Source organism: Flavobacterium amniphilum (assembly GCF_023634845.1).
Classification (GTDB): Bacteria; Bacteroidota; Bacteroidia; order Flavobacteriales; family Flavobacteriaceae; genus Flavobacterium; species Flavobacterium amniphilum.
Window position 1 is genome coordinate 126,684 of record NZ_JAMLJL010000002.1, and the last position, 26,223, is coordinate 152,906.

Here is a 26,223-nt window from a genome sequence, read left to right on the forward strand (position 1 = left end):
CTCAGAATTCGAAAACTACATGAAAACCGATTTTCCCAAATGTACATTTTCATAATTGATATAATTATCGGAATCTCCTTTATTCAAAATAGCATTTGCAATATAATCACCTACATAATCGGTTCCAAAATAAGAATCTTTATTTAAATCAGATGTAACTATGCCCAATTCGATTGCTTTTTCTACGGCTCTCCTAACCGCAGAAGCTTCTTCGGTTAAATCAAAATGATCCAGTAACATTGCAGTACTCAAGATAGAAGCCACAGGATTAGCAATATTCTTTCCCTTTGCCTGCGGATAAGATCCATGAATAGGTTCAAATAAAGCGTTTTCATAACCAACCGATGCAGAGGCCAGCAAACCTATTGATCCTCCAATAACACTTCCTTCATCAGAAATAATATCTCCAAACATATTTTCAGTCAGAATAACATCAAACTGTTTTGGATTCAAAATCATTTGCATGGCAGCATTATCCACAAAAAGAAAATCTACTATAACTCCAGGATATTCATTGGCTAAATTAGTCACCACTCTTCGCCACAATCTGGAAGATTCAAGTACATTAGCCTTATCAACAAGTGTCACTTTATTACTTCTGGTTTGTGCCGCTTTGAATGCCAAATGCGCAATTCTTTCAATTTCAAATTGGGAATATTCACATAAATCAGAAGCAACAGTAGCATCTTCATTTATTTTTTTTTCACCAAAATAAATCCCACCTGTTAATTCCCGGTAAATAAGCATATCAGTTCCTTCAATAATATTTCTTTTTAAAGGTGATTGATCCAATAAAGTTGGGTATGCTTTTACCGGTCTTATATTGGCAAATAATCCCAATTCTTTTCTTAACCGTAACAATCCTTGCTCAGGACGTACTTTGGCATTTGGGTTATTATCATATTTTGGATCTCCGATGGAGCCAAAAAGTACCGCATCTGATTTTTTACATAGATTAAGTGTTTTTTCAGGCAATGGGCTTCCGGTTTCATCAATGGCAATGGCACCTACAAGAGCTTCTTCAATTTCAAAATGATGCCCAAAAATTTCTGCTATTGTATTTAAAACTTTCACGGATTGTTGACTTACTTCAGGGCCAATTCCGTCTCCCGGCAATAATGCAATTTTTAATCTCATGTTTATCGTTATTTAGAAATGAGTGGATTCAGCAATCCTTTTATTTTCAAATTCTTCAATCTTAGCTTTATTACTGATTAAAAAATCTATATCGTCAAAATCGTTTATCAGACATATTTTTTTGTAAGCATCAATCTCAAACGTCTCTGATAAATCTAAATTTTCCACACTGATTGTCTGTTGTTCTAAATCAACAATCAAATTCGTTTTCGGTATAGCTTCAATTATATCAAGTAGACTTTTTAAAAAACCAGCTGAAACCTGAACCGGTAACAATCCGTTATTGAGTGCATTTCCTTTGAAAATATCAGCGAAATAGCTCGAAACAATTACTTTAAAGCCATAATCTGTTAGCGCCCAAGCCGCATGTTCCCTACTACTTCCGCATCCAAAATTATCTCCGGCTATCAAAATACTCCCTCCAAAAATTTTACTGTTTAACACAAAATGTGGAATTGCATTGTTATCGGCATCATAGCGCCAGTCCCTGAATAAATTATTTCCAAAACCGGCTTTATCAGTTACTTTCAGGAAACGGGCCGGAATAATTTGGTCTGTATCAATATTTTCCGTGCGTAGCGGAATAGCAGTCGATTTTAAATTTACAAATTTTTCCATTTAATTCATTTGTTGGATAATGTCTATTATTTTTCCTTCTATGGCTGTCGCAGCTGCAATTAAAGGGCTTGCCAATAAAGTTCTGGAACCTTGTCCCTGTCTCCCTTCAAAATTCCGGTTGGAAGTTGCTACACAATATTCTCCTGCAGGTATTTTATCATTGTTCATGGCTAAACAAGCAGAACATCCCGGTTGGCGAATTTCAAATCCGGCCGCTTCAAAAACAGCTGTAAGCCCTTCACTACTTATCTGTTTGGCAACCTGCTGCGAACCCGGGACAATTAAGGCAGTAACATTTTCTGCTTTTTTCTTTCCTTTAATATAATTAGCTGCAACCCTGAAATCTTCGATTCGTGAATTCGTACAACTTCCGATAAAAACATAATTAATGGGTTTGTTAATTAATGATTCACCTTTTTCAAATCCCATGTAAGCCAATGATTTTTCAAAAGATTCTCCTTCTAAAACGGGGATGTTTTCATTGATTTTTATTCCCATTCCCGGATTTGTACCATAGGTAATCATAGGAGAAATATCAGATGCATCAAAATGGTATTCTTTATCAAAAACAGCACCTTCATCTGTTGGTAACGTTTTCCAATAAGTAATCTTTTGTGTTAATTCATCGCCTTTTGGTGCAAACTTTCTATCTGTTATATAATTAAATGTTGTTTCATCCGGTGCAATCATCCCTCCTCTTGCTCCCATTTCGATACTCATGTTGCAGACGGTCATTCGGCCTTCCATACTCATTTCCCTGAAAACATTTCCGGCATATTCACAGAAATAACCCGTACCTGAATTGGTTCCAATTTTTGAAATGATGTAGAGGATAACATCTTTAGGCAAAACACCTTTCGCCAATTTTCCGTTGACGTTTACACGCAAACTTTTAGGCTTATTCAACAATAAACACTGACTTGCAAACACTTGCGCAACCTGACTCGTTCCAATACCAAATGCGATAGTTCCAAAAGCACCATGCGTAGATGTATGGCTGTCTCCACAAACCATTGTCATTCCCGGTAGGGTAATTCCAAGTTCAGGAGCCATTACATGGACAATACCCTGGTATTCATGCCCCAAACCATACAAAGTGATGTTGTTTTTTATACAATTATTGGTTAATTGCTCAATTTGATTTCGGGCTAATGGATCAGTGATGGGCAAATGCTGGTCTAATGTAGCTACGTTATGATCGGTAGTAGCAACAATTTGTTCTGGTCTGAAAATCGGAATGGAACGTTCTTCCAATTCAGCAAAAGCTTGCGGACTTGTCACTTCATGAATCAAATGTTTGTCAATATATAATATCTCAGGGCCATTGGGCACAGTTGCCACCACATGACTGTCCCATACTTTATCAAATAATGTTCTCTTTTTCATATTATTATGCTAAAAGTCCTACTTTACTCATCTCAATAATCCGATGAACATCCTGATCGATTACCTCCCTCTTTTTGTCAGCAAATTTTAAAAATTCCTGATAAACAATATCTAATTGAAGCTTAGTCAACTCATAACCTATTTTTTTTGCCCTATAAGCCAAAGCAGCCCTGCCACTTCGTGCTGTAAGGATAATAGAAGATTCTGTCACACCTACATCTGCAGGATTTATAATTTCATACGTTTCCCTGTTTTTTATGACTCCATCCTGATGAATGCCTGAGCTATGTGCAAAAGCATTTGAGCCAATAATGGCTTTATTCGCCTGAACAAACATTCCCATACTTTCAGAGACCAATTTGCTTGTATCACTTAATAATTTTGAATTAATATTGGTGTCAAAACCCAACTTTGAATGCTGACGCAAAATCATAACAACTTCTTCTAAGGCCGTATTCCCGGCTCTTTCACCAATTCCGTTGATGGTACATTCAATCTGTCTGGCTCCGTTAATTATCCCTGAAATGGAATTAGCAGTAGCCAATCCCAAATCATTATGACAATGACATGAAAGAATTGCTCTTTCAATTCCAATTACATTTTCCTTAAGGTATTTAATTTTTGCACCATACTCTTCCGGAAGGCAATATCCTGTAGTATCAGGAATATTGAGTACGGTTGCGCCTGCTTTTATAGCTTCCGAACAAACTTTTGCCAAAAATTCATTATCAGTTCTTCCTGCATCTTCTGCATAAAATTCTACATCATCCACAAAAGTTTTGGCGTAAGTAATTGCTTCAGCAGCACGTTCAATAATTTGTTCCCTGCTTGCATTAAACTTATGCTTAAGATGTGAATCTGATGTACCGATGCCTGTATGAATACGAGGTTTTTTAGCACTTTTCAAAGCTTGGGCTGCAACTTCAATGTCATTTTTTACTGCTCTGGTTAAAGCACAAACCGAAGCATTTTTTACTAATTTAGAAATAGCTTCTACAGAAGTATAATCGCCAGGACTTGAAACCGGGAAACCCGCTTCGATAACATCAACCCCAAGTTCATCCAAGCGTCGTGCTATAATCAATTTTTGCTCTGTATTCAATTTACAACCCGGCACTTGTTCGCCATCCCGAAGTGTTGTATCAAATATTTGTATCTTCTGATTTTTCATACTTATTTTTTTGCTAAATCATGTTTCATTCAATACAAATTTATACTTTGCGATACTCGACGAACCCATTTTCATAATTGGTTTTACAGTACCAAATCAAAAAACAAAAACCATAAATAACTAAAAAACAATCACTTACAAATAACAATTTTACAATGGCCAACCTTTCAAAAGATAATTTATTTGTACTTATCAAATCACTTTCAAAATCTGAAAAAAGACATTTTACGCTTTATGTAAACCGTTTAGGAATTAATCTTGACGCTAAATTTTTGGTACTTTTTAATCTTTTAGATAAAATGCCTAACTACAATGAGGATGAAATTTTAAAAAATAAAAACATTACTAAGCTGCAACTATCAAATTTGAAAGCGCATTTATACAAACAAATTTTGGTTAGCTTACGAATGAATCCTGTTAACCAGAATATCCGTATACAGATCAGGGAGCAACTTGATTTTGCGACTATTTTGTATCAAAAAGGACTCTATAAACAGAGTTTAAAAATTTTGGATAAAGTAAAAGCTATCGCATTGGAAAATGATGAAAAAATCATTGCTTCAGAAATTGTTGAATTGGAAAAAGTTATAGAATCCCAATATATCACCCGAAGTATTGTGGGCAGGGCTGATGAATTGATTCAACAAACAAAAGAATTGAGTAAACTAAACGTCACCGCCAGTGTATTATCGAATTTGTCCTTACAACTGTACAGCATCATGCTTAAAAGTGGCTATGCCAAAAGTGATTTGGAAATGAATGAAATCACAGAATTTTTCAACAAAGAGCTTCCTGAATATCAAATTAACGAGCTAGGATTCAGAGAAAAATTATGGCTTTACAAAGCTCATTTGTGGCATAGTTTCCTAATTCAGGATTTCTTGTCATGCTATAAGTTTTCAAGCAAATGGGTCAATTTATTCCATAAGAATGAGTTCATGATCCACGCAAATCCAGTTTGGTATATAAAAGGAAACAGCTATCTTTTAGAGAGTTTGTATCTAATTAAGCATAAATCAAATTACAAAAAAGCATTGGAGCGTTTTGAAGAAACCATTGATTCTGAAGATTTTCCTAAAAATGATAATTTAAAGTCTCTCAGTTTGCTTTGTATTTATAGCAGCAAGTTTAATCTACATTTTTTAGAAGGCGATTTTGAAAGAGGTTTATACTTAGTTGATGAGATATTAAAAGCTCTAAAAAAGCATGAAGACAGAATTGATGAACATCATATTATGGTCTTTTATTACAAAATTGCCTGTCTCTATTTTGGTTCAGGCAATAATAGAAAATGCATTGAATACACTAAAAAAATAATAGAAAACAAAAACCTTAGCATGCGGGAAGACTTAATGTGTTTTGCCCGCATATTAAGTTTAGTTGCTCATTATGAATCTGGTATGGATTATCATTTAGAAATTCAGTTAAAGAGTACTTATAAATTTTTGATTAAAATGAACGATTTACATGACGTACAATATGAAATAATCAAATTCTTAAAAAAATTAGGTACAATTTACCCGCATCAATTAAAGTCGGAATTCAAAAAATTGCATTTACAATTGCAGAATCTCGAAAATCATCCTTATGAAAAAAGAGCATTCCTTTACTTAGATATTATTTCCTGGTTGGAAAGCAAGATAGAAAACAAACCAGTTGCGAAAATTATACAGGAAAAATCCAAGAAATTGGTTCGTTAAAAAAGGGATAGATTTTTGAATCTATCCCATCTATATCAAGCAATTAACTGAGTATATAAATCCTCCTTTTCATTAAGATAACGGTACTGAAAGCCATACTTATTCATTTTATCCATAATCGTACTTATATCATCTTTATTTTTCAGTTCAAGACCAACAAGTGCAGGCGCCAGTTCCCTATTATTTTTCTTCGTAAATTGGAAGAATGTAATATCATCATCAGCACTTAAAATTTCATTTACAAATTCTTTCAAAGCACCCGGACGCTGCGGAAACTGAATCATAAAATAATGCTTTAATCCTTCGTGCAAAAGTGAACGTTCCTTAATTTCTTCCGTCCGCTCAATATCATTATTGCTTCCACTTACAATGCAAACCACATTTTTCCCCTTGATTTTCTCTTTATAGAAATCCAATGCTGCAATTGCAAGTGCCCCTGCGGGTTCTACTACAATTGCTTCTTCGTTATACAAGCGCAAAATTGTCGTACAGACTTTACCTTCAGGAACCAGAATGATGTCATCCAAATTATCCTTGCAAATTTCATAATTTAGCTTCCCCACTTGTTTTACAGCAGCTCCGTCAACAAATTTATCAATGGTTTCAAGAGGAACTACTTTTCTGTTTTCAATTGCAAATTTCATAGAAGAAGCTCCCAAAGGTTCAACGCCTATAATTTTTGTTTCCGGACTTAATTCTTTAAAAACAGTGGATAATCCGGCAGATAAACCACCACCGCCAACGGGAACAAATACATAATCAAGAGGTGAATTAAACATCTCTAAAATTTCAAGTCCGACTGTGCCTTGTCCAGCAATAACATCAATATCATCAAAAGGATGTACAAATGTTTTATTATGCTCATCAGCAAATTTCAAAGCGCTCAAATAAGCATCATCAAAAGTATCACCAATCAGAACAATTTCAACATAATCCTTCCCAAAAGATTTAACCTGTTTTACTTTTTGGTTCGGAGTGGTTTTTGGCATATAAATAACACCTTTAATTTGTAATAAACAGCATGAAAATGCCACACCCTGTGCATGATTTCCCGCACTGGCACATACAATACCATTACTCTTTTCATCGTTTGATAACAAACTGATCTTATTGTAAGCTCCCCTGATTTTATACGAACGTACCATTTGCAGGTCTTCTCTTTTTAATAATACCCGAGCCGAAAATTCATCCGATATATTTTTGTTTTCGAGTAAAGGAGTAGTTTCCACTACTCCTTTTAATTTCTCTTTTGCTTTTACTATTTCATTTAATAAATTCATTACATCTTGGGTCTTAATTTACGGACTTCCGCTCCGGTTTGCCAAAGCTCAGATTCTCTTATTTCTTTTAATTCCAGGTTTAATTTTTCCCTGTAATCCTTTTTACTTCCTTCAGCAATTACCCTAGCAGCTTCGCGTCCTGAAGAAACTTCTTCATATAAAGTTTCAAAAACAGGAGTTGTTGCTTCTCTAAATTTACCTTTCCAGTCTAAAGCACCGCGCTGAGCTGTTACGGAAGTGTTTGCAAACATCCAGTCCATTCCGTTTTCAGCAACCAAAGGCATTAAACTTTGTGTTAATTCTTCCACTGTTTCATTAAACGCTTCCGATGGCGAATGTCCATACTTTCTCAAAACATTGTACTGGGCTTCAAACAAACCTGCAAGTGCTCCCATTAAAATCCCTCTTTCCCCGGTTAAATCTGAAAAGACTTCCTTCTTAAAATCGGTTTCAAATAAATAACCGGAACCAACACCAATACCTAATGACAATGCCTTTTCTCTTGCCGTTCCGGTTGCATCCTGATAAACGGCAAAACTTGAATTAAGGCCTTCACCCTTTAAAAATAAACGTCTCAAAGATGTTCCTGAACCTTTGGGAGCAACTAATATTACATCTACATCAGCAGGAGGAACAATCCCAGTTTTGTCATTAAAAGTAATTCCGAAGCCATGGGAAAAATATAAAGTTTTCCCTTTAGCCAGATGTTTTTTGATTGTTGGCCAGGCTTCTATTTGCCCTGCATCCGACAGCAAATATTGAATTATTGACGCTTTTTGAACAGCTTCTTCAATATCGAAAAGAGTTTCCCCTTCAATCCATCCGTCATGTAATGCTTTATCCCAACTTTTTCCTCCTTTTCGTTGTCCAACAATTACATTAAACCCATTATCTCTAAGATTTAATGATTGCCCAGGTCCTTGAACTCCATAGCCAATTATTGCAATAGTTTCCTTTTGCAATGTTTTTAATGCTTTATCCAAAGGGAATTCTTCTCTTGTAATTACGGTTTCTTGTATTCCGCCAAAATTAATTGTTGCCATTTTATATAATTTTTTAATTTTAAATGTTAAAAATCACACTTCCTGGTTGAAAATGTTTTTTAGTGCTTAGTTGGTTATTATATTCTTTTTCTTCCATTTCCAATACTTTATCATGGATACCGTTACTGGATTTAATAATGGCAATCCGCGAACTCCTCACAAACTCTATCAATTGAAATTGTTCCAGTTTTCGAAGCAGATTACCTATCTCCTCCTGTTGACCTGTCGTTTCAAAAACTGTAAAATCTTCACGGATTACCACAGCTCTCGCTCCATACTCCCTCAGAAGTCTTTCTACTTTCATTTCCTTCATGGTGACCGATGTTGGAACTTTATACAGTGCCATCTGCTGCCAGATAATTTCTTCATTGGTATTGTAATATACTTTAAGCACATCTATTAATTTTTCAAGTTGCCGGGCAATTGTTTTGATACGTTGCTCAGTTTCTGAAATAACTATCGTAAATCTGAAAATGTTTTCAATTTCACTTGGAGAGGTGTTAAAGCTCTCAATATTAATTTTCCGTCGGGAAAACAATATGGCTATTTTGTTAATTAACCCCACATGATTTTCAGTGTATATGGTCAAAGTGAATTCTTGTTTCATTTTGTTTTTATTTAATATCTTCCTTCCGTAAAACTATTTCTGCAACTCCTTTCCCCTGCGGAACCATCGGGAATACGTTATCTTCATGAGCAACTTCAATTTCCAATAAAAATGAAGCAGGATGTTGAAGCATTTGGGTTAAACCATTTCTCAGGTTTTCTCTTTCAGAAATAAAATTTCCTTCAATTCCATAACCTTTGGCAACAGCAACAAAATCGGGGCTTTTAATATCTGTAAAAGAATAGCGTTTTTCATGGAATAATTCCTGCCATTGCCTTACCATTCCCAAATAGCGGTTGTTCAAAATCAAAATTTTTACATTCGGCTGAAACTGCATGATTGTCCCTAATTCCTGAATATTCATCTGTGCGCCACCATCACCCATAACAGCAATTACCTGTCTTTCCGGGACTCCATATTTAGCTCCAATAGCCGCCGGAAGTGCAAACCCCATTGTTCCCAATCCTCCACTGGTGATATTGCTTCTTGTAAAATTTTGCCTGGTATAACGGCAGGCAGCCATTTGATGCTGTCCAACATCGGTAACAATCACAGCATCGCCTCCAGTTAAGTCGTTCAGAACATCCATTACTTCTCCCATAGTAATTTTTCCATGGGTTGGTTTTAATTCCTTAGCAACCAATTCATCTTGTTCTTTAATCCTTTTGTTTTCAAATTCCCGTAACCATTTAGGATGTGAGTTCTTATGTATTAAATCAGTTAGAAGCGGCAAGGTTTCTTTGCAATCACCCCAAACCGCAACAGTCGTTTTGACGTTTTTATCTATCTCAGCAGCATCTATATCAAAATGAATAATTTTAGCTTGCTTCGCATATAAATCCAGTCTTCCCGTTACCCGGTCATCAAATCGCATACCTACTGCTATCAATACGTCACATTCATTGGTTAACACATTTGGTCCGTAATTACCATGCATTCCAAGCATCCCTACCCCTAAATAATGATCTGTTGGAATAGCACTCATTCCCATAATGGTCCAAGCGGTCGGGAACCCTCCTTTTTCAATAAATGTCAGGAATTCCTTTTCAGCTTCACCCAAAATAACACCCTGCCCGAAAATCACGAAAGGTCTTTTTGCTTCATTAATCAATTGAGCTGCTTCGTCTATATAAGATCTTCTAACCGTAGGTTTTGGCCTGTAGCTTCTTACATAATCACATAAACCATATCCCTTATAATCAAAACTTTGGAGTTGCGCATTTTTAGTGATATCAATTAACACCGGACCTGGACGCCCACTTTTGGCAATGTAAAACGCCTTAGCCAAGACTTCGGGTATCTCGTTAGCATCAGTAACTTGATAATTCCATTTCGTTATAGGTGTTGTAATATTGACAATATCTGTCTCCTGAAAGGCATCAGTCCCTAATAAATGGGCAAAAACCTGTCCTGTAATACAAACCAATGGAGTCGAATCTATCATTGCATCTGCCAAGCCGGTAACAAGATTTGTTGCTCCGGGACCACTTGTTGCAAACACTACGCCTACTTTACCGCTTGCCCTTGCGTAACCCTGAGCCGCATGAATAGCTCCTTGCTCATGCCTTACCAAAATATGCTCCAAAGAATCTTTATAATCATACAAAGCATCATAAATAGGCATAATCGCTCCACCCGGATAACCGAAAACAACCGATGTTTTTTCAGATAATAAAGCATCTAGAACAGCTAAACTTCCTGTTGTTTTCACACTTTTAGGTTGAAAACTTTTCTTTTGTTTTGTTTCTGTTGTGATCATTTTATTCGTATTAAGATTCATCTGTAACACATCCTTCGGATGCATCTTTAACTAATTTTGCGTATTTAAACAAGACACCATTTTTGACTTTTAATTCAGGCTGAATAAATTTTTTTCTCCTTACCATCAGGATATCATCAGAAACATTCAAATGAATGGAATTACTGACTGCATCAATTTCAATACTGTCTCCGTCTTCCACAAAAGCAATAGTTCCTGCGTCAAAAGCTTCAGGTGTTATGTGGCCAACAACAAAACCGTGTGTTCCGCCGCTAAACCTTCCATCTGTAATTAATGCGACACTTTTCCCAAAACCAGCACCAATTAAAGCTGAAGTTGGCTTCAACATTTCGGGCATTCCTGGTCCGCCTTTAGGTCCTACATAACGGATAACCACAACATCTCCCGCCTGAATCTTTTTCCTTTCAATTCCTTTAATAAGTTCTTTTTCTCCGTCAAAAACTTTGGCAGGTCCGGAAAACTTTTCTCCTTCTTTTCCTGTAATTTTTGCGACGGCACCTTTTTCTGCAAGGTTGCCATATAAAATCTGGAGATGTCCGGTTGTTTTAATAGGCTGTTCGATAGGTTTGATAATGTTTTGACTTTCAAAATCAATTACATCAACATCTTTTAAATTTTCAGCCACCGTTTCTCCCGTAACTGTTAAGCAATCACCATGAAGCATTTTTTTATCCAATAGATATTTCAACACCATTGGAACACCTCCTTTTTCATGTAAATTTTGCATCAGATAATTACCTCCGGGCTTAAAATCAGCTATTAAAGGGGTTTTGTCACTAATGCGCTGAAAATCATCCTGTGTAATTTTCACCCCAACACTTTTTGCCATCGCTATAATATGCAATACCGCATTTGTACTGCCTCCCAACGCAATTAAAGTCGTAATGGCATTCTCAAAAGCTTTGAGAGTCATGATGTCTTTAGGACAAATATTTCTTTCTAATAATATTTTAAGATAAACTGCCGATTGCTTGCATTCATCAATTTTTTCATGACTTACAGCAGGATTTGAACTGGAATACGGCAAACTCATTCCTAAAGCTTCAATTGCGATGGCCATTGTGTTTGCAGTATACATCCCGCCGCATGCTCCGGCACCAGGACAAGCGTTTTTAATAATTCCCTTAAACTCTTCTTGAGAAATTTTACCGGCAATTTTTTCTCCCAATGCTTCAAAAGCTGAAACGATATTTAAATCCTTATTTTGGTATTTTCCGGGAGCAATAGTACCTCCGTAAACCATAATGGAAGGACGGTTTAACCTTCCCATTGCCATAATGCTCCCCGGCATATTTTTATCACATCCCGGGATTGCAATCAATCCGTCATAATAATGTCCTGACACAACACTTTCAATGCTATCGGCAATAATTTCGCGGCTTACCAATGAATACCGCATACCATCAGTTCCGTTAGTAATACCGTCACTAATGCCAATAGTGTTGAAAATCAGTCCGACCATTTCGCCCGAATTTACTTCCTGTTTGATATAAGTTGCCAGATGATTTAAATGCATATTACAGGTATTACCATCATATCCCATAGAAGCAATACCAATAAATGGCTGATTCATTTGTGCATCATTCAGTCCGATACCATACAACATTGCTTGAGCTGCCGGTTGTGTTTCATCCTGTGTAATCGTTTTACTATGTCTATTCAATACCATCTTAAACTACTTTTCCAATTAATATTTTCTTTCTAAAACCAAGTCTTTATAGGCAGTTTGAAGTTGCTTGCCTAAAGAGTTTTCCCAATGCAACGGAAGAACCGTTTTATTAACAGAAGCTATTCCGATGATCTCTGCTGCTGTACCAGAAAAGAATGCACTTTCAGCATTTTCAAGATCCTCTGGCAGATAAAGTCCTTCAACAACTTCTATCCCCTGCTCTTGGCACAATTCCATAACTGTTGCCCTGGTAATTCCCGGTAAAATATTTCCTAATTGAGGCGTGTATAATTTTCCGCTTTTTTCAAAGAAAAGATTGGCTCCAGGTCCTTCGGCCAAAAATCCGTCACTATCTAAAAGCAAGGCTTCATCATAACCGTTTCTTTTAGCTTCTGAAGTCGCCAATATGGAATTAACATAATGCCCGCAAACTTTCGCTTCAATTTTTGTTGATTTGGGATGAGGTCTGCAGAATGATGAATACATAAGATTCAATTGCTTTTCTCCCAAATAAGCTCCCCATTCCCAAGCTGCTATCATTATAGAAACATCATTTGGTGTGTTTAAAGTCATGTTAGGAGAACAAAATACCAGCGGTCTTATATACGCATCTTTAAAATTGTTCGTTTCCAATAATTCATACGTTTTCTGAATAAGTTCAGTAGTATCAAATTCGAATGGAATTCCTATCAGCTGACATGATCTTTTTAATCTGACATAATGTTCCTCTGCCTTAAATATCCGTGTTCCTGTGCTGGTATCATATGCACGTATTCCTTCAAATACACCATAACCATAATGCAAAGTTTGTCCGTATAAATCAGTATGAACTTCACTGGCATTTAAGAATGATCCGTTCAAGTAAATAATATGATTATCAGTATAATACAAATTGTTTGTTGGGGCTAATGTGAAATTACCTGGTTTCATTGTTTTAATTTTTGATTTTCCGAAATTAGAATTGATTTAAATTTTACGATTTCCGATTTTTATATTTTTAAGCAAATCCGAACAACAAAAAAGAAACATAAATAAATGATTAACAGCTTATTATAAAAACAAATATTACGATAGCTACAGTATGATTTTTCTTCTTTTGACAAAAGAAAACCTCACAAAAAACATTGCTTACTTCAATCCCAAGAATTGAAATCAGATAGTTTTTGAAAATAAATGAGCTAAGGAAATCAGTATGAATCCTTTTGTTGTCTAAAAAATAATGGAATAGTGGCTAAACGGGAGTCAATCCGCGATCAATGAGATATTCTGATGCCACCTGAAAGCATTGTTAATTAGCAGACGCTAATTCGAATAAGAATAATGCTGGAAATTAAAGAAGGTAAAGAAATAACAGAAGTTGTTAACGATTTTTGGTTTTGACATTGTTGATGATGTCGCTGTGTTTTTTTGATTTTTGTCATCTTTAAAAATTTTTGTGTTGATTAAAATAAAAAAAGCCTTCCATAATGGGAAGGCTTATACTAATATTACTTATGTTTTATGTATAACATCTCCCCGTCATAATTGTGGAATTACAATTACGATAATGACAACGATAATGTTAACAATTTTTCTCATTTCTTCACTTAGTTGATGCAAATGTATAAAAAAAAGTCAAAAACAATATTTTTTTCAAAGAAAATGTGATTTTTCAAAAAAATTATTACTTTTGTAACAAATGGTACGCAATTACAAATACAATCAATTCTCTACAACCAAAAACTTGGTTGCGATTGTTGCTACCACAACCACAACAACTACGACTACCCCGTCCGGGGTATAATTTCTTCATATAATCCGTTTGCGTACGTGTATATTTTTTACACTGAATGCTCCTATTCAATTTTTTAATTTTACTAACGTATAATACCGAATAAACACCAAAGTTTTATCCTGTTATACTTATAAAACACATCTCATGAAAGTTTTAAAATTTGGCGGAACTTCTGTTGCCGACCATCATAATATAAAAAAATCGGTTTCCATAATGCAGCAGGAAGCCAATAAAATAATTGTTGTAGTTTCTGCTTTAGGTGGAGTAACCGATTCCTTAGTAGAGATCATCCGTTTGGCTAAATCCAAAGACAAATCATATTCTGATATACTATTAGAATTAAAAAACAGGCATATTGAAACGCTTTCAAATCTTATCCAATTAAATAGTTCAAATGAAACTTTGGATTATATACAAAATTCATTCAACCAGTTGGAAACACTTTTGGAGGGATGTTTTTTGTTGGGTGAATTGTCTAAAAAATCAATCGATAATATTCTTTCATATGGCGAATTATTGTCATCAAAAATCATTTTCGAATATCTAAAATCCATCCATTCAAAAGTAAGTTACAAAGACAGTAGGGAACTAATCCAAACCGATTCAAATTATGGAAATGCCCATATCAATTTTCAGATAAGCAACTACCTGATTCAGTATTATTTTGATAAAAATCAATCGGATATTACTATTCTTCCGGGATTCATCGCCCAATCCCAGGAAGGCAACACAACAACTTTAGGCCGTGGTGGTTCAGATTATACTGCATCAGTCATCGCAGCTGCCTTACAGGCAAACCAATTGGAAATATGGACTGACGTGAGCGGTATGTTTACGGCTAACCCCCAAATTGTAAAACAGGCAAGACCCATTCCGCAAATTTCTTATAAAGAAGCAATGGAATTATCGCATTTTGGTGCCAAAGTATTGTATGCACCAACAATTCAGCCGGTACTAAACAGTAACATTCCAATCTACATTAAAAATACTTTTAAACCGGATGAAAGCGGAACTTTCATTTCAAACGATTGCCATTCCGGCAAGAATCCAATCAAAGGTATAAGCCATATGGACAATATTGTATTACTGACATTGGAAGGTTCTGGACTTGTAGGTGTTCCGGGAGCTTCCAAAAGACTTTTCGGTGCTATTGCTAAGGAAAATATCAATATTGTTTTTATTACTCAGGCATCTTCTGAGCACAGCATCTGCATCGGACTTTCGGAAAATGATGCTTTGAAAGCGAAACAATGCATTGATGCCGAGTTTGAATACGAAATCAAACAATTAGTTATCCGCCCCATATTTGCTGAAAAGAATTTAGCAATAATTGCTTTGGTTGGAGAAAACATGAAAAACCATCAGGGTTTGAGCGGTAAAATGTTCAGTACTTTAGGCAAAAACAACGTCAATATCAGAGCAATTGCACAAGGTGCTTCTGAACGCAATATCTCAGTGGTAATAGACAGGAAAGATGTAAAAAAAGCACTCAATTCACTTCATGAGAAATTCTTTGAGGACAACATCAAACAAATCAATCTGTTTATTTGCGGCGTAGGGAATGTTGGCGGAAAATTCATTGAACAGATTAACCAACAGAAAAAATATTTGAAGGAAAATCTGAAAATCAACATCCGTGTTATCGCTCTTTCTGATTCCAAAAAAATGGTTTTCAATGAAAATGGAATTACTCTTGACAATTGGAAAGCATCTCTGGAAAATGGAGATGAGGCTTGTATTAACCAATTTATTTCTAAAGTAGAAAAAATGAATTTACGCAACAGCATCTTTGTTGATAATACTGCCAATGAGAATATCGCTGCAATTTACAACCGTTTTTTAAGCCAGAATGTAGCCGTAGTAACTTGTAATAAAATAGCTTGTTCATCAGAATATGACAATTATAAAAACCTGAAAGAACTTTCTAAAAAATACAACGCACCGTTTTTATTTGAAACCAATGTTGGTGCGGGTTTACCAATTATCGACACACTCAAAAACCTTATTGCGTCAGGTGATAAAGTACATAAAATACAAGCGGTTTTATCCGGAAGTTTAAATTTCATCTTTAATAATTTCAATTCCACTACTACTTTTCATGATGTGGTGCAACAAGCCAAGTCTGAAGGTTATACTGAACCGGATCCGAAGATTGATTTAAGCGGAATTGATGTAATGCGTAAAATTCTCATCCTTATCCGTGAAAGTGGTTATCAAATGGAAATCAAAGAAATTGAAAATCTGTCCTTTTTACCGGATGAAGCATTGCACTCAGATTCTGTAGATGCCTTTTTTACTTCTCTTGAAAACCATCAATTACATTTTGAAAACATGTACAAAGAAGCACAAAATAAAGAAAGCCGACTCAAATATGTGGCGAGTTTTGAAAATGGTAAAGCATCAGTCGGATTACAATACATTGATAAAGAACATCCATTTTACAATCTGGAAGGAAAAGATAACATCGTTCTTTTTTACACAAACCGCTATTCGGATCAACCTTTATTGATTAAAGGTGCCGGTGCCGGTGCCGATGTAACGGCTTCAGGGATTTTTGCTGATGTAATACGTGTAGGTAACAATTAATTGATGAATATGGAAAGTATAAAAATATTTTGCCCGGCAACAGTTGCAAATCTTTCATGTGGTTTTGATGTACTTGGGCTATGCCTGGAAGCAATCGGTGATGAAATCATAATTCAAAAAACTCCTAAAAAAGGCATACGGCTGACAAAAATTACCGGCGCAGATTTACCATTGGAACCGGAAAAAAACGTTGCCGGTGTTGCTGCACAATCGTTATTGAATGAAATAAACCCTGATTTTGGATTTGACATAGAAATTCATAAGAAAATAAAAGTCGGAAGCGGTATTGGAAGTTCAGCTGCAAGTGCTTCCGGAGTTGTTTTTGGTTTAAATGAATTACTGGGAAGACCATTTACTAAAAAAGAGCTGGTTTATTTTGCCATGAAAGGTGAAGCCGTGGCCAGCGGAAGTGAACATGCTGATAACGTAGCACCTGCCCTTTTAGGCGGATTTACTTTAGTAAGAGGCTACAATCCTTTGGATATTATCCGTATTGAGAGTCCGTCCGAATTATATGTTACTGTTATTCATCCGCAAATTGAATTGAAAACTTCTGAAATGCGTGCTGTATTAACACCAGAAATATCTCTAAAAAGTGCCATCACACAATGGGGGAATCTTGGAGGTCTTATAGCCGGTTTATACACAAATGACTATGGATTGATTCAGCGCTCATTACATGACGGAATTGTCGAACCTTTACGCAGTAAATTTATTCCTAACTTTGATTTGGTTAAAGAAAAAGCAATCGAATGTGGTGCTTTAGGAGCCGGAATTTCGGGCTCTGGACCTTCAATTTTTTCTTTAAGTAAAGGGTTTGAAACAGCTACAAATGTTGCCAATGAGATGAGAAAAATATTTTCGGAAACAGCAATTCCTTTTGAAGTACATGTATCGAAAATTAATCCAGAGGGAGTTTGCATAATTAACTAAATCAACTAAAATGAAATATTACAGTTTAAACAACAAACAACATAAAACAACTTTCCAGGAAGCAGTCATTCTTGGACTGGCACCTGATTCAGGGCTTTATTTTCCTGAAAAAATAGAACCGTTACCAACTTCTTTTTTTGAAGAAATAGACAAGCTGGAAAATTCACAAATTGCTTTTGAAGCCATCAAACAATTTATTGGAAATGAAATTCCGGAAAACAATTTAAAAGAAATTATATACCAAACACTTTCTTTTGATTTCCCTGTGGTAAATGTTGAAAAAGACATTTACGCTTTGGAATTATTTCACGGACCAACAATGGCTTTCAAGGATGTTGGCGCACGTTTTATGTCAAAATGCCTTGAATTTTTCAATGAGGACACTTCTAAAAAAAGTACCGTATTGGTAGCTACTTCCGGTGATACTGGCGGAGCGGTAGCCAGTGGTTTCTATGAAGCTGAAAAGATCAACGTTGTAATTCTTTATCCTAAAGGAAAAATCAGTGACTTCCAGGAAAGGCAACTAACCACTTTAGGTCATAATATTAAAGCTATTTCCATAAACGGAAGCTTTGATGATTGTCAGGATATCGTCAAAAAAGCTTTTGTGGATTCTGATTTAAAGCATATAAACCTGACTTCGGCAAATTCGATTAATATTGCCAGATGGTTGCCACAGATGTTTTATTTCTTCTTTACATATAAAGCATTGAAAAGTAAAAACAAACCGATAATCATAGCATGTCCTAGTGGTAATTTTGGAAATATATGTGCCGGCGTTTTAGCTAAAAAATTAGGATTACCTATTTCACATTTTGTCGCTGCAACAAATTTAAATGATACAGTACCCCGATTTATGGAAAACGGAGTTTACAAACCAAAATCAACCATTCAGACAATTTCGAATGCCATGGATGTCAGCAATCCAAGTAATTTTATCCGGATCAGGGAATTATACAATGATGATTTAAACGAATTTCAAAAGGAGTTTTCTTCTTACAGTTATTCCGATGAAGAAACCAGAAAAGCCATGCAATTCGTTTATACTAATTACAACTATATGATGGATCCGCACGGAGCTGTTGCTTATTTGGGACTAAAAGATGAACTTCAAAAACAAAACGGTTCAATTGGCGTCTTTCTGGAAACCGCCCATCCGGTAAAATTTGAAGAAACAGTTAATGAAACATTAGGGATTTCAATAGAATTTCCTGAAAACATGAAATCAATTTTATCAAAAGAAAAGACAATGACATTATGCGATAATTATGCAGAAGTCAAGGCGTTTTTAATGAATAAAATATAACAAAAAGGAGTGTTTATGTTGGTGTAATTCTTCTGAAATTTCAAAAAATTAAACTAATTTAGCGCCCGAATTAACACAATAAACAAATGAAAAATACAGCATTAACAAACATTCACGAAAGTTTAGGAGCAAAAATGGTTCCGTTTGCAGGCTATAATATGCCTGTTCAGTATGAAGGCGTTAACATTGAGCACGAAACCGTTCGTAATGGTGTGGGTGTTTTTGACGTTTCACACATGGGTGAATTTATGCTAAAAGGAGAAAATGCTTTGGCTTTAATCCAAAAGGTTACATCTAATGATGCTTCAAAATTAGTTGACGGAAAAGCTCAATATTCATGTTTACCGAATAATGACGGCGGAATCGTTGACGATTTAATTGTTTATAAAATTGCTGACAATCATTATATGTTGGTTGTAAATGCATCCAATATCGAAAAAGACTGGAACTGGATTTCATCTCATAATGATTTAGGTGTTGAAATGGAAAACCTTTCCGATGCTTATTCGTTATTGGCCATTCAAGGACCAAAAGCTGCCGAAGCCATGCAATCGTTAACTTCGATTGATTTAGCAAACATGCCGTATTATTCATTCCAAATTGGTGAATTCGCCGGAAAAAATGATGTAATTGTTTCTGCAACTGGTTATACCGGTTCAGGTGGTTTCGAAATTTATTTCAAAAACGAAGATGCAGCAACTATCTGGAGCCGTGTATTTGAAGCGGGTGCTGCATTCGGAATCAAACCTATCGGTCTGGCTGCACGTGATACGTTACGTCTTGAAATGGGATTCTGTTTATACGGTAATGATATCAACGACACTACTTCTCCATTAGAAGCCGGTTTAGGATGGATTACCAAATTCGATAAAGAGTTTACAAACTCAGCAAATCTGAAAAAACAAAAAGAAGAAGGTGTTACCCGTAAATTGGTTGCTTTCGAATTAACTGAAAGAGGAATTCCACGTCATGATTATGAAATCGTTGACGCAGACGGAAATGTAATCGGTATCGTAACTTCCGGTACACAATCTCCTTCGTTGAACAAAGGAATTGGTTTAGGATATGTACCTACGGCATTTTCAACAGTTGATTCTGACATCTTTATCAGAATCCGTAAAAATGATATTCCTGCCAAAGTGGTGAAATTACCTTTCTACAAAAAATAATATTATACGTATTAAATAAAAAATCCGCTTAAAGCGGATTTTTTATTTCTTATTTCTGGATGTTTTTAAAGTACAAATACCCCACCTATATTAAAAGAACCAAAACTGTTTTTAATTGTATAGTCTGAATCTTCCGGAACTTCACTCAAACCTGTCATTCCTTGGTAATCGAACAAAATACTGAACTTTTTGGATACCTCTAATTTATATCCAATACCATAGTTCAAACCAATCTGGGTTGAATTTACATATTTTTCAATGTCTTCACCATTTCCATTGGCTGATGTTAAGAAACCAATACTCGGACCGAAATTCAAGTTCCATTTTCTTGTACTTCCAAAATGCCAGTTAGCATTAAGCGGAATAGTTACATAATTCAATTCTTCTCTATAACCGTTAAATTTTGTTCCCATCGTTTGAAATAACATACCGGAACGGAAACTCCAACGGTCGTTGTAGAAATAATCCAAGTCGGCACCAAAATGCACCGAAGTCATTGAAGAATTATCCAAATCTTCTTCACCATAATAATTTGATGACGAATGTCCAATAAACGGAGTAAGTTCAACCGTACCTTTAGCCCTTTTTTGTGAGAATGCAGTAAAACCAACAAAAAGAACAGTTAAAGCAATAATTTTTTTCATATAATTTTTAATTAAACAGTGCGAAAGTAGCCATAAAAAAAACCTTCTCAAATTTTTTAATTGAATTAAGTAACGTTATTTTTGCATAAGAAATTAAACGATTAAAAGTCAAACAATAAGAAATGGGAAGAGCATTTGAATTTAGAAAAGCGCGTAAAATGAAACGTTGGTCGGCAATGGCCAAAACGTTTACCAAAATTGGAAAAGACATCGTAATGGCAGTTAAAGAAGGAGGGCCAAGTCCTGAAACTAACTCACGTTTAAGAGCCGTTATCCAAAATGCGAAAGCTGCTAACATGCCAAAAGACAATGTTGACCGAGCTATCAAAAAAGCATCCGATAAAGATACAGCCAATTTTAAAGAAGTTTTATTTGAAGGATATGCACCACACGGAATCGCTGTTTTGATTGAAACCGCTACCGATAACAACAACAGAACAGTTGCCAACATCAGAAGTTATTTCAACAAATGTAACGGAACTTTAGGAACCCAAGGCTCTGTGGAATTCATGTTTGACCATACCTGTAACTTCAGAATCCCTTCTGAAGGTCAGGATGTTGAAGAACTTGAATTGGAAATGATCGATTTCGGTGTGGAAGAAATTTTCGCTGATGAAGACGGAATTTTAATGTATGCTCCTTTCGAAAGTTTTGGTGCCATCCAAAAAGAACTGGAAAACAGAGGAATTGAAGTATTGTCTTCAGGGTTTGAAAGAATTCCGCAAATCACAAAGGAATTAACTCCTGAGCAAGTTGCCGATGTTGAAAAATTATTGGAAAAAATCGAAGAAGACGATGACGTTATGAACGTTTTCCATACAATGCAGGAATAAAAAACAAATCTTTGATACTACAAAAACTCCGGTAAATACCGGAGTTTTTTTATTCTCTGTGCGAATTCTGTAACACTTCACAAAAATACTGTAAGACATTCCTCATATTCACATCCTACATTTGTAATGTAATAATCATTAAACATTTGTATTATGAAAACTATCGTAACATCAATTGCCGTATTATTAACATTGGCTATTCAGGCGCAGAACAAAAATACCCAAACCGAGGTTAAAACAACAGTGACAACCATTAAAGATTCTGACGGTGAAAAAAGACTGATCAAATCAGAGGTAACCAAAGAGGAACAAAAAGTGGGTGTCGAAGTAGAGCAGGAAAAACCCGGAACAAAAAACATCCCAATGGCTAATAATCCGGTAGAGGTGACAACAGCTACCGCTATTAACGCAGACGGTAAAACAAAAGTCGTAGACGTTGAGCGTTCCACCTATTTCATGAATAACGGTAAACGTTACGAATTGAAATCGGAAGAAGGCGGTTACACCATGAAAATGCCCGATGATAAATTCAATGCAATTTTGAGAAAAACATCAAACAACAATTATATCTACTACAATAAAAATAAATATGCATTGGGTTACTTCGATGCGGAAGGTAATTTTATCCTGGAAACGTACAACACTAAAGCCGATAAAATTACTGTGGAAAAATACATTATTGCAAAATAGTATTATTTGGTTAGTTGGTTAATAAAAAATCCTGCTCAAAAGGCAGGATTTTTTTATTTCTATTTGATATACTCAATTTTTTGAGCTTCTTCTACATTAACACTATCAAAAAAGCCTTGGTCATTCATCCACTCATCACTGAATACTTTACTCATATAACGTGATCCGTGGTCAGGAAATATAGCGATAACATTACTGTTTTCATCAAACTCCCCTTCTTCAGCATATTGTTTGATAGCCTGCATAACAGCACCCGATGTATAACCCACAAACAAACCTTCGGTTTTTGCAATATTACGGGTCATGTGTGCACTGTCCTCATCAGTAACTTTCACAAACTTATCAATCAAATCAAAATCGGTTGCAGTCGGAATTAAATTCTTTCCTAAACCTTCGATTCTGTATGGATAAATTTCTTCAGCATCAAACTCTCTGGTTTCGTGGTATTTTTTCAATACAGATCCATAAGCGTCAACACCTAAAATTCTGATATTCGGGTTTTTCTCTTTTAAGAATTTTGCTGCTCCTGATAAAGTACCTCCGGTTCCCGTACAAGCCACTACATGTGTTACTTTTCCGTTTGTCTGTTCCCAGATTTCCGGGCCTGTAGTTTTGTAGTGTGCTTCAATATTTAGATCATTAAAGTATTGGTTAATATAAACCGATCCTTTGGTTTCTTCATGCAAACGTTTGGCAACATTGTAGTATGAACGTTCATCATCAGCAGAAACATGCGCAGGGCAAACATAAACTTTTGCACCCATGCTGCGTAACATATCAATTTTGTCAGATGATGATTTAGAACTCACAGCAAGAATACATTCATATCCTTTAATAATACTTACCATTGCCAAACTGAAACCCGTATTCCCGGAAGTAGTTTCAATGATGGTATCACCAGGTTTAATGATCCCTTGTCTTTCAGCTTCTTCAATAATGTATAATGCAATACGGTCTTTTGTTGAGTGACCCGGATTAAAGGCCTCTACTTTTGCATAAAAATTACCTTTAATTTCTTCAGTAATCTTATTGATTTTAATAAGCGGAGTATTACCTATTAGTTCCAATACATTATTGTAAGCTTGTATATCTTGTCCCATATATTTTTATAATCGAGGCTTCATTCTGGAATTTTTGACACCTCCAAAACTTTGCAAATCTATAAAAAAAAATTTAATTACTTTTTAATTCCTTCTAAATCTAACAAAAAACTGAATTCTTTGGCTACTTCTTTCAAAGCTTCAAATCTTCCGGAAGCACCACCATGGCCTGTATCCATATTGGTATCTAAATATAAGACATTATTATCAGTTTTCAAAGTCCTTAGCTTCGCCACCCACTTGGCCGGTTCCCAATATTGCACCTGAGAATCATGTAAACCAGTTGTTACCAATAGGTTAGGATATTGTATCGCCGCAACATTATCATATGGCGAATATGATTTCATATAGTCATAATACTCTTTTTCGTTCGGATTACCCCACTCATCATACTCACCGGTTGTTAACGGAATAGAATCATCCAACATCGTGGTCACGACATCCACAAACGGCACAGCCGCAATAACCCCATTATAAAGTTCAGGTGCCATATTGATAACTCCACCCATTAACATCCCTCCTGCTGATCCTCCTTCTGCATATAAATGTCTGGCAGAAGTGTATTTGTTTTCAATCAGGAATTTAGAACAATCGATAAAATCGGTAAATGTGTTCATCTTCTGTAGCAATTTTCCGTTTTCATACCATGGTCTTCCTAAATCTTCCCCGCCTCTTACATGGGCAATGGCGTAAATAAAACCTCTGTCCAATAAACTCAGGCGGGTTGTTGAAAACGTACAATCCATCGAATAGCCGTAAGAACCGTAAGCATACTGTAACAACGGATTCTTGCCATCCAATTTGGTTCCTTTTCTGTAAATCATCGAAACAGGCACTTTGGTACCGTCTTTTGCAGTAGCCCAAACACGTTTTTCTTCGTAATTGTCCTTATCGAATTTTCCGCCCAATACCTGCTGTTCTTTCTTAACTTCCTTCGTTTTGTCTTTCATATTGAAATCAATAACCGATGAAGGAGTTCTTAAAGACTGGTATCCATAACGTAAAATATCGGTATCAAAATCAACATTGGTCGATGTATAAGCCGTATACGTCTCGCTTTCAAAAGGCAAATAATACTCGCCTTCCCCACTCCATGGCATGATACGTAATTTTGTCAGGCCGTTATCGCGTTCTTCAACAACAAGATAATCTTTGAAAATCTCAATATCTTCCAGCAATACATTTTCACGGTGCGCAATAACATCTTTCCAGTTCTCCTTTTCAGTGGCTGTTTCAGACGTTTTCATCAACTTGAAATTGGTCGCCTTGTCTTTATTCGTCAATACATAGAAACTATCACCAAAATGCGAAATACTATACTCCAATCCTCTTGTACGTTTCTGGAAGATTTTAAATTCCCCGTCAGGTGTATCAGCACTTAAGGTTCTGTATTCGCTTGTCATGGTACTTTGCGAACCTATAACGATATACTTTTTCGACTTCTCCTTATATATATACACACTGAAAGTGTCGTCTTTCTCTTCATAAACCAATACGTCATCTTTCGAATCGGTGCCTAATTTATGTCGGTAAATCTTATCCGAACGCAAAGTCACAGGATCTTTTGTTGTGTAAAAAATAGTTTCATTGTCATTAGCCCAAACCGATCCTCCGGTACAGTTTTCAATCTTATCCGCTAAGATCTCACCGGTTTCAAGGTTCTTGACCTGAATAGTGTAAATCCTGCGGCTGACTTTGTCTACGCCGAATGTGGCAAATTTATTATTCGGACTCACGCTCACACCTCCCAACTGGAAGTACGAATGTCCTTTTGCCATTTCATTGCAATTGAAAAGAACCTCTTCATTTGCTTCAAGGCTTTTGAATTTTCTGGAATAAATAGGGTAATCCTGTCCTTTTTCAAAACGGGAAATATACCAGTAACTGTTAAAAAAATAAGGAACCGATGAGTCGTCTTCCTTAATTCTCGATTTCATTTCTTCAAATAAAGAAGTCCTGAAATCTTTAGTATGGGCAGTCATTTCCTCGTAATATTTATTTTCGGCTGTCAGGTAATCAACCACTTCCTGATCTTCTCTCTGGTTTAACCAAAAGTAATTATCAATTCTGACGTCGTTGTGTTTTTCAAGTTTTTTGGGAACAATTTTAGCAACAGGTGGCTGGATGTTTTTTGACATTTTTTTTTGTGCAGTTACATTATTAATCTGAAAAACAAAAATAAGGCTTAAACATGTTAGTTTGGTTACGTCTTTCATTTTTGTTTAGTTGTTTATTTGGTTGGCAATTTAGTAATTTTGCACTATTAATCTAAATCAAAAAGAGAAATGTTTGGAGATATTATGGGCATGATGGGTAAATTAAAAGAGACCCAACAGAAAATTGAAGACACTAAAAAACGTCTTGACACGGTTCTTGTTGATGAACAAAGCAGCGATGGATTATTGAAAGTAACCTTAACCGCTAACCGGACAATCCGCAATGTATCAATTGACGAAAGCCTTTTAGCAGACAAAGACCAACTGGAAGACTACCTGGTAATGGTATTAAACAAAGCCATCGAAAAAGCAACATCTGTCAACGAAGCCGAATTGGGCGCAGTTGCCAAAGACGGAATGCCGAACATCCCTGGAATGGATAACCTTTTTAAATAATAAGAATCCCACACCAGTGGGATTTTTTATGTAGTTAAATAACCGAATACTAGACTGAATACAATAACAAATTCTTCTCTACATAAAACAAATTCATCTATGCATAAAATAAATTCCCTTATGCATAAAACAAATTCCCTTATGCATAAAATAAATTCCCCTATACATAAAACAAATTCCCCTAT

At 35.7% G+C, this 26,223-nt stretch carries 21 protein-coding genes; 8 read left to right on the forward strand and 13 right to left on the reverse strand.

Features of this window, described 5'->3' with window-relative positions; translation table 11 throughout:
* Positions 1–15 precede the first annotated feature (15 nt).
* The 4 genes from leuB to NAT51_RS02430 are packed head-to-tail and all read right to left on the reverse strand — an operon-like array spanning position 16 to position 4,312.
* Positions 16–1,137, reverse strand: coding sequence for a 3-isopropylmalate dehydrogenase (leuB, locus tag NAT51_RS02415; protein WP_250594745.1), 1,122 nt, complete (start codon positions 1,135–1,137; stop codon positions 16–18).
* A gap of 12 nt (positions 1,138–1,149) precedes the next feature.
* On the reverse strand, positions 1,150–1,755 hold the full coding sequence (gene leuD, locus NAT51_RS02420) for a 3-isopropylmalate dehydratase small subunit (protein WP_250594747.1): 606 nt from the start codon (positions 1,753–1,755) through the stop codon (positions 1,150–1,152).
* Positions 1,756–3,141 carry a 3-isopropylmalate dehydratase large subunit gene (gene leuC, locus NAT51_RS02425; RefSeq protein WP_250594749.1) on the reverse strand — a complete coding sequence of 462 codons (1,386 nt, stop codon included), beginning with the start codon at positions 3,139–3,141 and terminating at the stop codon, positions 1,756–1,758.
* A 4-nt stretch (positions 3,142–3,145) separates the two neighbouring features.
* On the reverse strand, positions 3,146–4,312 hold the full coding sequence (locus NAT51_RS02430; RefSeq protein ID WP_250594751.1) for a 2-isopropylmalate synthase: 1,167 nt from the start codon (positions 4,310–4,312) through the stop codon (positions 3,146–3,148).
* 155 nt (positions 4,313–4,467) lie between these two features.
* Here NAT51_RS02430 and NAT51_RS02435 point away from each other — a divergent pair, with 155 nt between their 5' ends.
* Positions 4,468–6,012, forward strand: a complete 1,545-nt coding sequence (locus NAT51_RS02435) for a hypothetical protein (RefSeq protein ID WP_250594753.1) — start codon at positions 4,468–4,470, stop codon at positions 6,010–6,012.
* A 35-nt stretch (positions 6,013–6,047) separates the two neighbouring features.
* Here NAT51_RS02435 and ilvA read toward each other — a convergent pair whose 3' ends face one another.
* Genes ilvA through NAT51_RS02465 form a run of 6 tightly spaced genes read right to left on the reverse strand, consistent with a single transcriptional unit; the run spans position 6,048 to position 13,321 of the window.
* Positions 6,048–7,292, reverse strand: coding sequence for a threonine ammonia-lyase IlvA (ilvA, locus tag NAT51_RS02440; RefSeq protein WP_250594755.1), 1,245 nt, complete (start codon positions 7,290–7,292; stop codon positions 6,048–6,050).
* Positions 7,292–8,335 (reverse strand): ketol-acid reductoisomerase, encoded by a 1,044-nt coding sequence (gene ilvC / locus NAT51_RS02445; RefSeq protein ID WP_250594757.1) that lies wholly within the window; start codon positions 8,333–8,335, stop codon positions 7,292–7,294. Before ilvC ends, ilvA begins: the two co-directional genes overlap by 1 nt.
* Before the next feature lie 19 nt (positions 8,336–8,354).
* Positions 8,355–8,942: an acetolactate synthase small subunit gene (gene ilvN / locus NAT51_RS02450; RefSeq protein ID WP_250594759.1), complete on the reverse strand. Its 588-nt coding sequence runs from the start codon at positions 8,940–8,942 to the stop codon at positions 8,355–8,357.
* A gap of 7 nt (positions 8,943–8,949) precedes the next feature.
* Positions 8,950–10,701 carry a biosynthetic-type acetolactate synthase large subunit gene (ilvB, locus tag NAT51_RS02455; protein ID WP_250595407.1) on the reverse strand — a complete coding sequence of 584 codons (1,752 nt, stop codon included), beginning with the start codon at positions 10,699–10,701 and terminating at the stop codon, positions 8,950–8,952.
* A 10-nt stretch (positions 10,702–10,711) separates the two neighbouring features.
* The gene (gene ilvD / locus NAT51_RS02460; protein WP_250594761.1) at positions 10,712–12,391 is read right to left on the reverse strand and encodes a dihydroxy-acid dehydratase; all 1,680 of its coding nucleotides are present in this window, start codon (positions 12,389–12,391) and stop codon (positions 10,712–10,714) included.
* Positions 12,392–12,409: 18 nt separating this feature from the next.
* A complete protein-coding gene (locus NAT51_RS02465; protein ID WP_317245445.1) occupies positions 12,410–13,321 on the reverse strand; it encodes a branched-chain amino acid transaminase in 912 nt (303 codons plus the stop codon).
* 988 nt (positions 13,322–14,309) lie between these two features.
* Here NAT51_RS02465 and thrA point away from each other — a divergent pair.
* The 4 genes from thrA to gcvT all read left to right on the forward strand — a co-directional run bounded on the left by thrA (position 14,310) and on the right by gcvT (position 20,159).
* On the forward strand, positions 14,310–16,751 hold the full coding sequence (gene thrA, locus NAT51_RS02470; protein WP_250594763.1) for a bifunctional aspartate kinase/homoserine dehydrogenase I: 2,442 nt from the start codon (positions 14,310–14,312) through the stop codon (positions 16,749–16,751).
* A 9-nt stretch (positions 16,752–16,760) separates the two neighbouring features.
* A complete protein-coding gene (locus NAT51_RS02475; RefSeq protein ID WP_250594765.1) occupies positions 16,761–17,684 on the forward strand; it encodes a homoserine kinase in 924 nt (307 codons plus the stop codon).
* 10 nt (positions 17,685–17,694) lie between these two features.
* A complete protein-coding gene (thrC, locus tag NAT51_RS02480; RefSeq protein WP_250594767.1) occupies positions 17,695–18,990 on the forward strand; it encodes a threonine synthase in 1,296 nt (431 codons plus the stop codon).
* 86 nt (positions 18,991–19,076) lie between these two features.
* On the forward strand, positions 19,077–20,159 hold the full coding sequence (gene gcvT, locus NAT51_RS02485; protein WP_250594769.1) for a glycine cleavage system aminomethyltransferase GcvT: 1,083 nt from the start codon (positions 19,077–19,079) through the stop codon (positions 20,157–20,159).
* Positions 20,160–20,224: 65 nt separating this feature from the next.
* Here the strand turns inward: gcvT and NAT51_RS02490 are convergent, their stop codons facing one another.
* Positions 20,225–20,803 (reverse strand): outer membrane beta-barrel protein, encoded by a 579-nt coding sequence (locus NAT51_RS02490; protein WP_250594771.1) that lies wholly within the window; start codon positions 20,801–20,803, stop codon positions 20,225–20,227.
* A gap of 122 nt (positions 20,804–20,925) precedes the next feature.
* On the opposite strand from NAT51_RS02490, the gene NAT51_RS02495 reads away from it, so the two are divergent.
* Positions 20,926–21,636 carry a YebC/PmpR family DNA-binding transcriptional regulator gene (locus NAT51_RS02495; protein ID WP_250594773.1) on the forward strand — a complete coding sequence of 237 codons (711 nt, stop codon included), beginning with the start codon at positions 20,926–20,928 and terminating at the stop codon, positions 21,634–21,636.
* 153 nt (positions 21,637–21,789) lie between these two features.
* A complete protein-coding gene (locus NAT51_RS02500; protein WP_250594774.1) occupies positions 21,790–22,326 on the forward strand; it encodes a hypothetical protein in 537 nt (178 codons plus the stop codon).
* A 59-nt stretch (positions 22,327–22,385) separates the two neighbouring features.
* On the opposite strand, the gene NAT51_RS02505 is transcribed toward NAT51_RS02500, so the two are convergent.
* Complete coding sequence (locus tag NAT51_RS02505; RefSeq protein ID WP_250594776.1) at positions 22,386–23,426, reverse strand: PLP-dependent cysteine synthase family protein; 1,041 nt, start codon at positions 23,424–23,426, stop codon at positions 22,386–22,388.
* Between the two features lie 77 nt (positions 23,427–23,503).
* Positions 23,504–25,564 carry a S9 family peptidase gene (locus NAT51_RS02510; protein WP_250594778.1) on the reverse strand — a complete coding sequence of 687 codons (2,061 nt, stop codon included), beginning with the start codon at positions 25,562–25,564 and terminating at the stop codon, positions 23,504–23,506.
* Positions 25,565–25,711: 147 nt separating this feature from the next.
* Here NAT51_RS02510 and NAT51_RS02515 point away from each other — a divergent pair, with 147 nt between their 5' ends.
* Positions 25,712–26,038 carry a YbaB/EbfC family nucleoid-associated protein gene (locus NAT51_RS02515; RefSeq protein WP_250594780.1) on the forward strand — a complete coding sequence of 109 codons (327 nt, stop codon included), beginning with the start codon at positions 25,712–25,714 and terminating at the stop codon, positions 26,036–26,038.
* The last annotated feature ends 185 nt before the right edge of the window (positions 26,039–26,223 follow it).

What these genes read in the sequence shown, in the direction of transcription:
- gcvT (WP_250594769.1), top strand. Translation starts at nt 19,077, where the DNA reads ATGAAAAATACAGCATTAACAAACATTCACGAAAGTTTAGGAGCAAAA.
- NAT51_RS02430 (WP_250594751.1), bottom strand. Translation starts at nt 4,312, where the DNA reads ATGAAAAATCAGAAGATACAAATATTTGATACAACACTTCGGGATGGC.
- NAT51_RS02515 (WP_250594780.1), top strand. Translation starts at nt 25,712, where the DNA reads ATGTTTGGAGATATTATGGGCATGATGGGTAAATTAAAAGAGACCCAA.
- ilvN (WP_250594759.1), bottom strand. Translation starts at nt 8,942, where the DNA reads ATGAAACAAGAATTCACTTTGACCATATACACTGAAAATCATGTGGGG.
- NAT51_RS02510 (WP_250594778.1), bottom strand. Translation starts at nt 25,564, where the DNA reads ATGTCAAAAAACATCCAGCCACCTGTTGCTAAAATTGTTCCCAAAAAA.
- ilvA (WP_250594755.1), bottom strand. Translation starts at nt 7,292, where the DNA reads ATGAATTTATTAAATGAAATAGTAAAAGCAAAAGAGAAATTAAAAGGA.
- NAT51_RS02490 (WP_250594771.1), bottom strand. Translation starts at nt 20,803, where the DNA reads ATGAAAAAAATTATTGCTTTAACTGTTCTTTTTGTTGGTTTTACTGCA.
- ilvD (WP_250594761.1), bottom strand. Translation starts at nt 12,391, where the DNA reads ATGGTATTGAATAGACATAGTAAAACGATTACACAGGATGAAACACAA.
- NAT51_RS02475 (WP_250594765.1), top strand. Translation starts at nt 16,761, where the DNA reads ATGGAAAGTATAAAAATATTTTGCCCGGCAACAGTTGCAAATCTTTCA.
- leuD (WP_250594747.1), bottom strand. Translation starts at nt 1,755, where the DNA reads ATGGAAAAATTTGTAAATTTAAAATCGACTGCTATTCCGCTACGCACG.
- NAT51_RS02495 (WP_250594773.1), top strand. Translation starts at nt 20,926, where the DNA reads ATGGGAAGAGCATTTGAATTTAGAAAAGCGCGTAAAATGAAACGTTGG.
- thrC (WP_250594767.1), top strand. Translation starts at nt 17,695, where the DNA reads ATGAAATATTACAGTTTAAACAACAAACAACATAAAACAACTTTCCAG.
- leuC (WP_250594749.1), bottom strand. Translation starts at nt 3,141, where the DNA reads ATGAAAAAGAGAACATTATTTGATAAAGTATGGGACAGTCATGTGGTG.
- NAT51_RS02465 (WP_317245445.1), bottom strand. Translation starts at nt 13,321, where the DNA reads ATGAAACCAGGTAATTTCACATTAGCCCCAACAAACAATTTGTATTAT.
- thrA (WP_250594763.1), top strand. Translation starts at nt 14,310, where the DNA reads ATGAAAGTTTTAAAATTTGGCGGAACTTCTGTTGCCGACCATCATAAT.
- NAT51_RS02505 (WP_250594776.1), bottom strand. Translation starts at nt 23,426, where the DNA reads ATGGGACAAGATATACAAGCTTACAATAATGTATTGGAACTAATAGGT.
- NAT51_RS02435 (WP_250594753.1), top strand. Translation starts at nt 4,468, where the DNA reads ATGGCCAACCTTTCAAAAGATAATTTATTTGTACTTATCAAATCACTT.
- ilvB (WP_250595407.1), bottom strand. Translation starts at nt 10,701, where the DNA reads ATGATCACAACAGAAACAAAACAAAAGAAAAGTTTTCAACCTAAAAGT.
- NAT51_RS02500 (WP_250594774.1), top strand. Translation starts at nt 21,790, where the DNA reads ATGAAAACTATCGTAACATCAATTGCCGTATTATTAACATTGGCTATT.
- ilvC (WP_250594757.1), bottom strand. Translation starts at nt 8,335, where the DNA reads ATGGCAACAATTAATTTTGGCGGAATACAAGAAACCGTAATTACAAGA.
- leuB (WP_250594745.1), bottom strand. Translation starts at nt 1,137, where the DNA reads ATGAGATTAAAAATTGCATTATTGCCGGGAGACGGAATTGGCCCTGAA.